Raw genomic sequence first — 12,750 nt, 5'->3', positions numbered from 1 at the left:
CGGATGTCATGCGGGAGTCGTGACGGGGCCGGCTACGTGGGGTTGGTGTCGATCTCCACGACGCGCTCGGCCGGGGTCTTGCCGAGCAGCGCCCGGCCCATCGCCTGGGCGACGTCCTGCGGGGTGACCGGGGTCTTCTTGCCGGTGCCGCGGGTGATCAGGACGCCGTCGAAGGTGTTCCCGTACAGCTGCTTGAGCGCCTTGAGGTCGTAGGTCTCGACGAGCTTGCCGTCGACGGCCTTCATGCCGAGGATCTTCGGCAGCGACTTGTCGGGGCCGAACGGGATGGACGCGCTGCCCGCCTTGATCGTGATGAGACCCGACATGGCGGGCTCGGCGAACTGCTTCATCTTCCGGTCGACCTCGGCGTTGGGCACCGTGGGCTGCCGGGTCGTCGTCGGGACCTGGACGGGGCCCGAGGCGCCCGTCTCGACCTGGGCGCGGTAGGCCTCGCTGACGGCGGCGGTCGACTTGTCGACGTCGATGCCCTTGCCCGTCTTGCCGTAGACGGCGACGGCCTTGCCGGGCTCGAAGCGGATGGTGCCGTCGCCGGACGCGGCGGCGCCGCCCGCGGCGCGCTCCAGGGCGGCCGCGAGCTTCTCGTTGTCGACCGGCATGACCGGGTCGACGACGCGCTCGTTGCCGAACAGCGAGCCGATCACGGAGACCGGGTTGTAGTCGCTGCCCGCGGCGGCGCTGACGGTGGCCGCGCTGTCCAGGGAGAGGCCCGCCTGGTCCGGCTTCAGCTCCACGGTCTTGCCGTCGACGGCGAGCTTCAGGGCCTGGTCGGTGCGGGCCCCGAAGGCGGTCTCCAGCTTGGCGGCGGCCTCGTCACGGGTGCCGCCGCCGATGTCGACGCCGAGGACGGTGGTGCCCTTGGGGACGTCGGAGTGGTTCATGAGCAGGCCCGCGCCGTAGGCGACACCGGCCAGGCCGACGACGCCGGCGCCGATCAGGACCAGCTTGTTGCGGCCCTTCTTCTTGGCGGGGGCGGACTGGGCCGGCACCGGGTCCGGCAGCTTCGGCGGGGTGAACGACGCGGGGGCCGGACCCTGGCCGCCGGTGGGCGGGGCGAACGGCGAGCCGGGGCCGCCGGCGCCGGGGACGCGCGGGATGCCGCTGGTGAGGGTGTCACCGGAGACGTGGTTGCCGCCCTGCGCGGAGGGGCCGGACTCGGGGGCCGGCTTCTGCGGGGTGAGGATCGCGGTGTCGTCGCTCATCAGGGGCGCGCCCTGCGCGCCGGGGACGGCGGGGTCGGGGACACCGGAGGTGATCATCGGGCCGTCGCCGCTGACGGGGCCCGTCGTCGGGCCCGCCGGACCGCGGCCGGGTGCGCCGGAGTCCTGGCCGCCGGAGAAGAACGGCAGGTCGCCGCGGTCGCCGGGCGACTGCGGGCGCGGGCCGGAGGCCGCACCGAGCGGGCCGGAGGCGATCGCGCCGGTCACGTCGAACCCGCCGGACGAACCGCCGCCCTGGGGCGCCTCGGGCGTCCGGGGTGCCTGCGGCTCGGGGTCCGGGGCGCCGTCGCCGGAGGCCGAGGCGGCGGGTGCCGCCTTGCGCGGGGCGAACCAGTCGCTGGTCTTCTCCTCGCGCGGCACCTCGGGCTCGGCGGGCGCCTGCGGGGCACCGGCCGGCGCCGCGGACTCCGTCGTCGAGGCGGCGTAGGACGCGAGGGCCGAGGGGCGCGACGCGTCGTCGGCGGGGGCCCCGGCGGCCGGCCGGGACGGCTCCGCGCCGTCCTTGGGCTTGCCGTCCGCGTCGCTCATCGGTGTGCGCATGACGACCGGCGGGATCGGCCGGGAGCCCGGGATGTTGATCCGGATCCGGGTCGTCAGCGTGGTCTCGGTCTTCGGCGCGTCCGGAATGTCGGTGCCCTCGTCGCCCGGAGGCGTCGGTCCGGCGTCGCCGGGACGTGCGGACGTCCCGTAAGGAGGCGTTCCCGACGGGTACGCGGCAGCCCCGCGCCCCTGGGGCCCGGAGGACGAACTGTCAGTTTCACGACTCAAGGCAGGTTCTCCCGGTTGGCTCCGCCGCCCGTCTCGACCTCGCGCGGGCTGCTCGGCGGCGCGCACCACCATACTGGCCGCGGCCGGGAGTCACTGTGTGACGGATGGTGAATCCCGTGCGGCGAGGTCGTCGAAGTGGTACGTCACTTCCCAAGTCGGGCGTCGGACGCGGGTGGTTGCCACCCCGCGCCGAGGGTGGCGCACATCACAGCCACGGCCATCCCGCCGAGCAGGAAGATGTACGAGCCGATGCCGGCGCCGAACACGAAGTCGCCCTCGGGGCGGCTCGTGGTGAGCAGAACGACCGCGACGAGCCAGCCGACCGCGGGGATCAGGGCGCCGGAGCGGGTGCGCAGCAGGTGGGCGCCGCCGCGGAAGAGGCCGGCCGCGCCGGCGAGCGCGAGCAGCAACCCGCCCGGGAACCAGCCGCTTTGGACGAGGGCGCCCGCGAGGCCGGCCAGTGCGCCGAGCACCAGCAGCAGGAGCAGGGTGGCGATCCGGGCCGGTGAGGCCCCGCCGAAGGAGAAGGGCAGGTCGACCTGCCGGTCCGTCGCCGTCTTGCCGCCGCTCACGCGCGTACCCCTTCGAACAGGTCCTTCTCGTGGGCCGATCCGGGCTCGCCCCGCACCAACTCGTAGTACTCGATGTCGAACAGCGGCTGCGCCAGGTCGTTGGAGAGCGCGAAGACCGTGCCGTCGGCCGTGACGTCGACCTGGGTGGCGTGGGCGCGCATCGCGGCGGCCTTGCGGTCCGCGTAGGGGCGGCCGTCGATCTCGGTGGTGATCCGCTCGTCGTCGGTGACGCCGGGGACGTCGGAGACGGCGGCGGCGACGGCGAACGGAGTCGCGTCCAGGGTCTCGGCGAGGCGCCGGAAGCGGTCCTCGACGACGGTGCGGGGCACCCGGTTCCAGTAGATCTTCTCGATCGTGTGCGGTGCGCCGAGGTCGCGCCGGAAGGCGGGCTCGGCGGCGAGGTCCGCGGCCCGCTGGGCGACGCGATGGGCCTGGATGTGGTCGGGGTGGCCGTAGCCGCCGTCGGGGTCGTACGTGACGAGGACCTGCGGGCGGATCTCGCGGACGACGGCGACCAGGTGCGCGGCGGCCTCGTCGAGGTCGGCGGACCAGAAGGAGCCAGGCCGCTCGTTCTGCTCGGCGCCCATCATCCCGGAGTCGCGGTAGCGGCCGGGGCCGCCGAGGAAGCGGTGGTCGGTGACCCCGAGCTCCTTCATGGCGGCGGCCAGCTCGCCGATGCGGTGCGGGCCGAGCAGATTCTCCCGGTCCGGGGCGAGATGTGCCAGATCGGCCGGAATGACCTCACCCTCTTCGCCGAGGGTGCAGGTCACCAGCGTGACGTGGGCGCCTTCGGCGGCGTACTTGGCCATCGTGGCGCCGTTGTTGATCGACTCGTCGTCGGGGTGCGCGTGCACGAGCAGCAGACGCCGGGCGGGCAGTTCGGTCATGGGCCCACCCTAAGACGAGCCGGTCTAGAACTTGATGTCGCCGATCATCCCCGCGACGTTCGTCGTCAGCTGGGTGATGGACGGGGCGATGGAGGAGCTCGCCAGGTAGAAGCCGAGGAGCATGCAGACGATCGCGTGCCCCCACTTCAGGCCGGACTTCTTGGTCAGAATGACGACGATGATCGCGAACAGCACCACGGCCGAGATCGAGAGCGCCACAGCGGTCCTCCTCCAAGGTGATCCGGACGTCGGGCTACGGGGTCGGGCTACAAGGTCGAGCTGTGCAAGCGGACTGCCCACTCAGTGCGTATGCATGATAACTATGCGTCGCCGCGCATGAGTCGCGGGAAGGGGGCACGGGGGCGGCGGGGAGCGCGCGGGGGCGCACGCCCTCGCAGGGGAGCCCTTCGGGCCGCGCACGGGGACACAGGGGGCGCGTGCGAGGGGTCCCGCAGCCTAGGCTGCGGGGATGACCACCGAGATCGGAACAGACACCGGCGCCGAGGCGGCGTACTCCTTCCCGCGGCAGCACGCGCGCACCCAGCGCTTCACCCTGGGGGCGCCGCGCGCCTTCACGGTCGCGCCGGACGGGGAGCGCGTCGCCTTCCTGCGGTCCCCCTCGGGCACGGACCGGGCGAACGCGCTGTGGGTGCTCGACGTGACGTCCGGTCAGGAGCGGGTGGCCGCCGACCCGGTGGCGCTGCTCGGCGGTGCCTCCGAGCTGCTCTCGGCGCAGGAGCGGGCCCGGCGCGAGCGCAGCCGCGAGGGCGGCGCCGGCATCGTGGGCTACGCGACGGACGGCGCCGTGGAACTGGCCGCGTTCGCGCTGTCCGGCCGCCTGTTCGTCGCCGAGCTGCGGGCGGGCACCGCCCGTGAACTCCCGGTCCCCGGGCCGGTCATCGACCCGCGCCCCTCCCCCGACGGCCTGCACGTCGCGTACGTGACGCAGGGCGCGCTGCGGGTCGTGGGCGCGGACGGCGAGGGCGACCGGGCGCTGGCCGAGCCCGAGTCGGAGACGGTCACCTACGGGCTCGCCGAGTTCATCGCCGCCGAGGAGATGTCCCGCTACCGGGGCCACTGGTGGTCCCCCGACTCGGACCGGCTGCTCGTGGCCCGCGCGGACGACGCCGCCGTGCAGCGCTGGTGGATCGCCGACCCGGCGCACCCGGACCGGGAGCCGGCCCGCACCCCGTACCCGGCGGCGGGCACGCCCAACGCCGAGGTGCGGCTCTTCGCGTACGGCCTCGACGGGGCCCGCACCGAGATCGTCTGGGACCGCAAGGCGTACCCGTACCTGGCCCGGGTGCACTGGTCCGCGGACGGCGCCCCGCTGATCCTCGTGCAGGCCCGCGACCAGCGCAGCGCGCTCTACCTGGCGGTCGACCCGGTCGACGGTTCGACGCGGATGGTGCACGCCGACGAGGACGACCAGTGGCTGGAGCTGCTGCCCGGTGTGCCCTGCTGGTCGCCGAGCGGGCAGCTGGTGCGGATCGCGGACGAGGGCGGTGCGCGGGTCCTCGCGGTGGGCGAACGGCCTTTGACCGGGCCCCAGTTGCACGTGCGGGCCGTACTCGACGTGGGGGACGGCGACGTGCTGGTCTCGGCGTCCGCGGGCGCCGACGCGGAGTCCCCGGAGACCGGCGAGGTGCACGTCCTGCGGGTCAACGAACTGGGCGTGCAGCGTGTGACGACCGAGCCCGGTGTGCACTCCGCGGTGCGCGGCGGCGACGTCACCGTCCTCGTCTCGGCGACGCTCTCCGAGCCCGGGGCGCGGGTGCGGGTGGAGCGCGACGGCAAGCACGTCGCGGACATCGCCTCGTACGCCGAACGGCCGGTGCTCGCCCCGCGCGTGACGCTGACGGAGGCGGACGGCATTCCCTGCGCGGTGCTGCTGCCGACCTCGTACCGGGAGGGCGACGGGCCGCTCCCGGTGCTCATGGACCCCTACGGCGGGCCGCACGGGCAGCGGGTCATGGCCGCGCACAATCCGTGCCTGACCTCGCAGTGGTTCGCCGACCAGGGCTTCGCGGTGATCGTCGCGGACGGGCGGGGCACGCCGGGGCTGTCCCCCGGGCGCGAGAAGTCGATCCTGGGCGACTTCACGGTGACCCTGGACGACCAGGTGACGGCGCTGCACGCGCTGGCCGAGCGCTTTCCGCTGGACCTGTCCAAGGTGGCGATGCGGGGGTGGTCCTACGGGGGTTACCTGTCGGCGCTCGCCGTGCTGCGGCGGCCGGACGTCTTCCACGCGGGGATCGCGGGAGCGCCGGTCACGGACTGGCGGCTGTACGACACGCACTACACGGAGCGGTATCTGGGCGACCCGGGCGTCGACTCGGCGGCGTACGCGAAGAGTTCCCTCGTGACGGACGACGGGCTGTCCGAGGTGGCGGCGGAGCATCGGCCGATGCTCATCGTGCACGGGCTGGCCGATGACAATGTCGTCGTGGCGCATGCGCTGCGGTTGAGTTCGGCCCTGTTGGCGGACGGGCGGCCGCACGAGGTGCTGCCGCTGTCCGGTGTCACGCACATGACGCCTCAGGAGCAGGTCGCCGAGAACCTGCTGCTCCTCCAGGTGGACTTCCTGAAGAGGTCCCTGGGGTTGACCGGTCGCTGACGGCCCGGTGGGGGCTGGTCGCGCAGTTCCCCGCGCCCCTGGAAGGCACACTCCGTGCGCCCCAGGGGCCCGCCGGTCGCGCCCCGCGACGGAGTCGCTGATCGGGCACAGCCCCGCGCCCCTGAAATGCATGCCCTTCGGGCGCATTTCCCCGATGGGACGCGCCCCTGTGGAGATCGCGCACGAAGTGCGCATCTCCAGGGGCGCGGGGAACTGCGCGAGAAGCCCCACCGGCCCGCACCCGCCAACGAATCCGGGGCCCGGCAGACGAGAAGGCGCCCCCTAATCGCTCGGCACCACGTGCTTCTCTTCCGCGAAGTGGCACGCCGACGGGTGCTTCGCCGGGTTGTCCTCCTCGCCGATACGGAAGACCGCCGGCACCGCCAGGAGGGGCACCTCGTCCACGCAACGCTGCTGCGCCTTCCAGCAGCGGGTGCGGAAGCGACAGCCCGAGGGCGGGTTCGCCGGGGACGGGACGTCGCCGGACAGGATGATCCGCTCGCGGTGCTCGCGCGCGTCCGGGTCCGGTACGGGCACGGCCGACAGGAGCGCCTGCGTGTAGGGGTGCGTCGGATGCTCGTAGATCTCGGCGTCCGTGCCGATCTCGACGATGCGGCCCAGGTACATCACGCCGACCCGGTCGGAGATGTGCCGCACGATCGACAGGTCGTGCGCGATGAAGACGTAGGAGAGGTCGAACTCGCTCTGGAGGCGGTCGAGGAGGTTGACGACCTGGGCCTGGACGGAGACGTCGAGCGCGGAGACCGGTTCGTCGGCGACGATGATCTCGGGGCGCAGGGCGAGGCCGCGGGCGATGCCGATGCGCTGGCGCTGGCCGCCGGAGAACTGGTGCGGGTACCGGTTGATGTACTCCGGGTTGAGGCCGACCACGTCGAGGAGGTCCTGGACGCGCTTGCGCCGGTCGCCCTTGGGTGCCACCTCGGGGTGGATCTCGTAGGGCTCTCCGATGATGTCGCCGACCGTCATACGCGGGTTGAGCGAGGTGTACGGGTCCTGGAACACCATCTGGATGTTGCGGCGGACGGCTTTCAGGGCGCGGCCGGACAGCTTGGTGATGTCCTCGCCCTTGTACTTGATGGCGCCGGCGGTGGGGCGTTCGAGGTTGACCAGCATCTTGGCGACGGTCGACTTGCCGCAGCCGGACTCGCCCACGATGCCGAGGGTCTCGCCCTGGGCCAGCTCGAAGTCGACGCCGTCGACGGCCTTGACCGCGCCGACCTGCTTCTTGATGAGGATGCCCTGGGTGAGGGGGTAGTGCTTGACCAGGCCCCGCACTTCGAGGAGGGGTTCAGCTTGAGGCATCGAGCGTCTCCTTCCAGAAGTGGCAGGCGCTGCGCCGCTCGGGGGCGACCTCGTAGAGCGGCGGGACGTCGGTGCGGCACACGTCCTGGGCCATCGGGCAGCGCGGGTTGAAGGCGCAGCCGGGCGGGATGTTCATGAGGTTGGGCGGCAGTCCCTTGATGGCGAACAGCTCCTGGCCCTTCTGGTCCAGGCGCGGGATCGATTCGAGCAGGCCCTTGGTGTACGGGTGGGCGGGCCGCTTGTAGATCTCGTGGACGGGGGCCGTCTCGACGATGCGGCCCGCGTACATGACGGCGATCTTGTCCGCGACGTCGGCGACGACACCCAGGTCGTGCGTGATGAGGATGAGGCCCATGTGGAGCTCGCGCTGGAGCTCGGCGAGCAGGTCCATGACCTGGGCCTGCACGGTGACGTCGAGGGCCGTGGTGGGCTCGTCGGCGATGATCAGGTCGGGTTCGAGGGCGAGCGCCATCGCGATCATGATGCGCTGGCGCATGCCGCCGGAGAACTGGTGCGGGTACTGGCCGACGCGTTCCTTCGCGGCGGGGATGCGGACCCGGTCCATCAGCTCGACTGCCTTGGCCTTGCCGTCCTTCTTGGACGTGCCCTTGTGGACGACGAACAGTTCGCCGATCTGCTCGCCCACACTGAGCACGGGGTTGAGGGAGGACAGCGCGTCCTGGAAGATCATCGCCATCTCGGCGCCGCGCACCTTGCGCCGTTCCTCCTCCTTGAGCTTGAGCAGGTCGCGGCCCTTGAACCGGATCTCGCCGCCGGTGATCCGGCCGGGCGGCATGTCGAGGATGCCCATGACGGCCTGGGCGGTGACGGACTTGCCGGAGCCGGACTCGCCGAGCACGGCCAGCGTCTCGCCCTCGTCGACGGTGTAGTTGACGCCGTTCACGGCCTTGGCGACGCCGTCCCGGGTGCGGAACTCGACGTGCAGATCGCGTACTTCGAGCAACGGCATGGGCGCTACCTCAGCTTCGGGTCGAGGGCGTCGCGCACCGCGTCGCCGAGCATGATGAACGCGAGCACGGTGAGGGCGAGGGCACCGGCCGGCCACAGCAGCATGTGCGGGGCGTTGCGGATGTAGGCGGAGGCGGCCGAGATGTCGATGCCCCAGCTGACGGCGGGCGGCTTCAGACCGACACCGAGGTACGAGAGGGTCGCCTCGAGCGCGATGTACGTGCCGAGCGCGATGGTCGCGACGACGATGACCGGCGCGACGGCGTTCGGCGCGATGTGCCGCAGCAGCATCCGGGAGTTGGAGGCGCCGAGCGCGCGGGCCGCCTGGACGTAGTCGTGCTGTTTGGCGGTGATGACGGAGCCGCGGGCGATGCGGGAGATCTGCGGCCAGCCGAGCAGCACCATGAAGCCGACGACGGGCCAGACGGTGTTGCTGGTGACGACGGACAGCAGGACGAGGCCGCCGAGGACGACGGGGATCGCGAAGAAGATGTCGGTGATCCGGGACAGGATCGAGTCCCAGAAGCCGCCGAAGAAGCCCGCGAGACCGCCGAGGACGGAGCCGAGGAGCGCGACGCCGAGGGTGGCGCAGACGCCGACGGTGATCGAGTTCCGGGCGCCGTGCACGGTGCGGGTGTAGACGTCGCAGCCCTGGCCGTCGAAGCCGAAGGGGTGGCCCGGCTGGGAGCCCTCCTGGGCCTTGGCGAGGTCGCAGGAGAGCGGGTTCCCGGACGCGATGGCCTGCGGCCAGATCGAGATGAAGACCAGGAACAGGATGATCAGGCCGGAGATGATGAAGACCGGGTTGCGGCGCAGGTCGCGCCAGGCGTCCGACCACAGGCTGCGGGGCTTGCCCGCAGGACCGCCGGCGGGCCCGCCGGTGCGGGCCTTCTCCAGGGTCTCGCCCTCGCTCGTGGCGAGGTCCATGGCGCCGCCCATGCCGGTGGCCGCGATGGCCCCGTCCTCGGGGGCCCGCCCGCCGCCGGACCAGGGTGCAGGCTCTGGCGCTTCGGGTTCAGGCATAGCGGATCCTCGGGTCGAGTACGGCGTACAGGAGGTCGACGATCAGGTTCACCAGGAGGAAGACCAGGACGAGGATCGTGACGAAGCCGACCACGGTCTGGGTGTTCTGGCGCACGATGCCCTGGTAGATCTGGAAGCCGACGCCGTGGATGTTGAAGATGCGCTCGGTGACGATGGCGCCGCCCATCAGGGAGCCGATGTCGGCGCCGATGAAGGTGACCACGGGGATCAGCGAGTTGCGCAGCAGGTGCCGGGTGATGACGCGGCGCCGGGGCAGGCCCTTGGCGATGGCGGTGCGGACGTAGTCGGCGCGCCGGTTCTCGGCGATCGAGGTGCGGGTCAGCCGGGTCACGTAGGCGAGGGAGACCGAGGCGAGCACGAGGCCCGGCACGATCAGTTCGCTGAACGGGGCCTCGGTGGAGACCGCCGGGCTGATCCAGCCCCATTCGACGCCGAGGAGCAGTTGCAGCAGCAGACCGGTGACGAACGTCGGGATGGAGATCACGACGAGGGTCAGCAGCAGCACACTCGTGTCGATGGGTCGGCCGCGGCGCAGGCCGGTGATCACACCGAGCGTGATGCCGACGATGATCTCGAAGAGGATGGCGACGATGGTCAGCCGGATGGTGACCGGGAACGCGCTGGCCATCAGCTCGGTGACCTTCTGGCCGTTGAACGCCGTGCCGAAGTCGCCGGTGAACACGTTCCCCATGTACGTCAGGTACTGCTGGAGCACCGGCTGGTCGAGGCCGAACTCCTTCTCCAGCTGGGCCTTGGTGGCCGGGTCGCAGGCCCGGTCGCCGCAGAGGCCGGCGATGGGGTCGCCCATCACGTTGACCATGAGGAAGATCAGCAGCGTCGCGCCGATGAAGACCGGGATCATCTGCAGCAGGCGCCGGATCACATAACGTCCCATGAGGACTCCGGGTTCCGGTTCCGTGAGCGGTGAGGGCGGCAGTCCGGCCGGTGACCGGTCCGGACTGCCGCCCTCCTGGCGTCAGTTGACCTTGATCTCGTTGTAGACGGGGACGCTGAAGGGGTTCAGCGCGACGTTGGAGACCTTGTCCGAGTAGCCGGCGCTGCCGTTCTGGTACCAGAGCGTGATCGCGGCCATGTTGTCGCGGACGACGCCCTCGGCCTCCTGGAACTTCTTGATGGCCGCCGTGGTGTCGGACTCGGCGTTCGCCTCGTCGATCAGCTTGTCGAACTGCTTGTTCGACCAGTGGCCGTCGTTGGAGGAGGCGTTGGTGTAGTACAGCGGCTGCAGGAAGTTCTGGATGAGCGGGTAGTCCATCTGCCAGCCGGCGCGGAACGGCCCCTTCATCTTCTTCTGCGTGATCTTGTTGCGGAAGTCGGCGAAGGTGCCGGTGGGGCTGCCGACGCAGGCCTTGTCGTTGTCCAGCGCGTTGTTGATGGAGTTGCAGACCGCGTCCACCCACTCCTTGTGGCTGCCGGTGTCGGCGTTGTAGCCGAGCTGCACCTGGCCGCCGGGGATGCCGCCGCCCTCCTTGACCAGCTTCTTGGCCTCGGTGGGGTTGTAGTCGCAGTACTTGCCGCACAGGCCGGGCTTGTAGCCGCCCTTCTCGCCGAGGACCGGGGAGGTCCAGTCGGTGGCCGGGGTGCGGGTCTTCTGGAAGATCGTCTCGGTGATCTGCTTGCGGTTGATCGCCATGGACAGGCCCTTGCGGACCTTGTCGCTGTCCGCCTTGTTCCACGCGGGGTCGTAGAACGGGAAGGCGAGGGTCTGCAGGATGCCGGCCGGCGTGTTGATGTAGCGGTCGCCGAGGTCGGCCTTCACGTTCTTGAGCTGGGACGCGGGCACGTCGTCGACGAGGTCGAGGTTGCCGGCCGTCAGGTCCGTGTAGGCGGTGTTGTTGTCGGTGTAGACCTTGAGGTCCACGCCGCCGTTCTGCGCCTTGTCGGCTCCCGGGTACTTGTCCCACTTGCGCAGGGACATCTGGGAGCCCTTTTGGTACGACTTCACGGTGTACGGGCCGTTGCCCACGGGCTTCTTGACCCAGGCCTCGTGGTCGTCGAAGAAGGCCTTGGGGAGCGGGGAGAAGGCCGCGTAGCCGAGGGTGTCGGGCCACAGCGAGAACTTCTGGTTCAGCTTGACCGTGAAGGTGCGGTCGCCGGTGACCTTGAGGCCGGACAGGGTCTGGGCCGACTGGCTGCCGCTGTCGGGGTGGACCTTGTCGTAGCCGTCGATCTGACCGAAGAAGTAGGCGTTCTTCTGGTTGTTCTTCAGGCTCGCGCCGTAGTTCCAGGCGTCGACGAAGGACTTCGCGGTGACCTTCTCGCCGTTGGAGAACGTCCAGCCGTCCTTGACGGTGATGGTGAAGTTCTGCGAGTCGGAGGTGTCGATCTTCTCGGCGAGCATGTCCTTGGCCTCGCCGGTCTTCGGGTCGTACCGCTTGAGACCGCGGAAGATCATGTCGAGGACCTTGCCGCCCTGCACCTCGTTGGTGTTGGCGGGCTCCAGCGGGTTCTGCGGGTCGCCCCAGGAGGAGCGCACGACGCCGGAGCCGTCGCCGCCACCGCCGCCTCCCCCACTGTCACTGCCTCCACCACAGGCCGTCGCCGCGAGGGCTACGGCCACCGCACCTGCAGCCCATTTGGCGTGCGTGGCTCCACGCATGGAGTGCCTCCTCTTACCGACTCTTGCCGATCACGCGTCACGTACGCCTCAATATCAACTCAACCCGGACATGTCGCACGCCGGGTGGGCCAACGGGTGTACGCGGTCGGAGGAGGCCGCGGGAGGGCCGGTCAGACGGCCGGAGCGTGGCGGATCCAGCGAACCTCGCCGTCCTCGTGGACATCGGTGGGGTGCAGGCCGGCCGCCCGGGCGACCGCGGCCGAGGCGTGATGCTCCGGATGGACGTGGGCCAGCACGGTGTCGACCCGGCCCGCGATCCGGCCGGCCACCAGGGCGTCGGCCAGCGCCTTCGCCGCCTCGCTCGCGATGCCCCTGCCCTGCCAGGGGGTGCCGGTGATCCAGGCGATCTCGGCGGTACGGCGGGTGAGGTCGACGGTGGCCTGGACGGTACCGGTCAGCACGCGCTCCTCCCGGAGCCGGACGACCCAGTTCAGCCAGCTGGTACCCGGCTCCGGGCACCCGGCCACGAGCCTCTCGTACCGCCCCCTGAGCTCCGCCTCCCCGTACGGCTCACCCCCGATGAAGATGTGCAGCCCCGGATCCCCGAGCACCCGAGCCATCTCCTCGGCATGCACCACGTCGAGCGGCACGAGCTCGAGCCGAGCAGTACGCATGAACTGACCCTGAACCACGTCTCTCCTCTTACCCCGAACCCCGACGACGCCCCGAGCACCGAACATCGCCCCCGCCCGAC

The 12,750-nt window shown here is 71.1% G+C and carries 11 protein-coding genes; 1 reads left to right on the top strand and 10 read right to left on the bottom strand.

Annotation, left to right across the window (positions count from 1 at the left end; genetic code table 11):
* Window positions 1-32: 32 nt before the first annotated feature.
* From ACZ4E1_RS23760 to ACZ4E1_RS23745, 4 genes are all read right to left on the bottom strand, one after another.
* Complete coding sequence (locus ACZ4E1_RS23760) at window positions 33-2,006, bottom strand: hypothetical protein (RefSeq protein WP_467542294.1); 1,974 nt, start codon at window positions 2,004-2,006, stop codon at window positions 33-35.
* Window positions 2,007-2,149: 143 nt separating this feature from the next.
* Window positions 2,150-2,539, bottom strand: coding sequence for a DUF6113 family protein (locus ACZ4E1_RS23755; RefSeq protein ID WP_467542527.1), 390 nt, complete (start codon window positions 2,537-2,539; stop codon window positions 2,150-2,152).
* Window positions 2,540-2,574: 35 nt separating this feature from the next.
* Window positions 2,575-3,465 carry an N-acetyl-1-D-myo-inositol-2-amino-2-deoxy-alpha-D-glucopyranoside deacetylase gene (gene mshB / locus ACZ4E1_RS23750; protein WP_467542292.1) on the bottom strand — a complete coding sequence of 297 codons (891 nt, stop codon included), beginning with the start codon at window positions 3,463-3,465 and terminating at the stop codon, window positions 2,575-2,577.
* A gap of 24 nt (window positions 3,466-3,489) precedes the next feature.
* Entirely contained in the window at window positions 3,490-3,684 is a 195-nt protein-coding gene (locus tag ACZ4E1_RS23745) for a hypothetical protein (protein ID WP_467542290.1), read from the bottom strand.
* 250 nt (window positions 3,685-3,934) lie between these two features.
* On the opposite strand from ACZ4E1_RS23745, the gene ACZ4E1_RS23740 reads away from it, so the two are divergent.
* Window positions 3,935-6,082 (top strand): S9 family peptidase, encoded by a 2,148-nt coding sequence (locus tag ACZ4E1_RS23740; protein ID WP_467542288.1) that lies wholly within the window; start codon window positions 3,935-3,937, stop codon window positions 6,080-6,082.
* 282 nt (window positions 6,083-6,364) lie between these two features.
* On the opposite strand, the gene ACZ4E1_RS23735 is transcribed toward ACZ4E1_RS23740, so the two are convergent.
* The 6 genes from ACZ4E1_RS23735 to ACZ4E1_RS23710 all read right to left on the bottom strand — a co-directional run bounded on the left by ACZ4E1_RS23735 (window position 6,365) and on the right by ACZ4E1_RS23710 (window position 12,670).
* The gene (locus ACZ4E1_RS23735; RefSeq protein WP_467542286.1) at window positions 6,365-7,405 is read right to left on the bottom strand and encodes an ABC transporter ATP-binding protein; all 1,041 of its coding nucleotides are present in this window, start codon (window positions 7,403-7,405) and stop codon (window positions 6,365-6,367) included.
* Window positions 7,392-8,375 carry an ABC transporter ATP-binding protein gene (locus ACZ4E1_RS23730; RefSeq protein WP_467542284.1) on the bottom strand — a complete coding sequence of 328 codons (984 nt, stop codon included), beginning with the start codon at window positions 8,373-8,375 and terminating at the stop codon, window positions 7,392-7,394. The genes ACZ4E1_RS23735 and ACZ4E1_RS23730 overlap by 14 nt, the downstream gene beginning before the upstream one ends.
* Window positions 8,376-8,380: 5 nt before the next feature.
* Window positions 8,381-9,397 carry an ABC transporter permease gene (locus ACZ4E1_RS23725; protein WP_467542282.1) on the bottom strand — a complete coding sequence of 339 codons (1,017 nt, stop codon included), beginning with the start codon at window positions 9,395-9,397 and terminating at the stop codon, window positions 8,381-8,383.
* Entirely contained in the window at window positions 9,390-10,313 is a 924-nt protein-coding gene (locus ACZ4E1_RS23720) for an ABC transporter permease (RefSeq protein WP_467542280.1), read from the bottom strand. The genes ACZ4E1_RS23725 and ACZ4E1_RS23720 overlap by 8 nt, the downstream gene beginning before the upstream one ends.
* Before the next feature lie 81 nt (window positions 10,314-10,394).
* A complete protein-coding gene (locus ACZ4E1_RS23715; RefSeq protein WP_467542278.1) occupies window positions 10,395-12,035 on the bottom strand; it encodes a peptide ABC transporter substrate-binding protein in 1,641 nt (546 codons plus the stop codon).
* Between the two features lie 131 nt (window positions 12,036-12,166).
* On the bottom strand, window positions 12,167-12,670 hold the full coding sequence (locus ACZ4E1_RS23710) for a GNAT family N-acetyltransferase (RefSeq protein WP_467542276.1): 504 nt from the start codon (window positions 12,668-12,670) through the stop codon (window positions 12,167-12,169).
* Window positions 12,671-12,750: the final 80 nt, after the last annotated feature.

Source organism: Streptomyces sp. NPDC025806, assembly GCF_055558275.1.
This window is presented reverse-complemented; position numbering and strand designations above follow the sequence as displayed.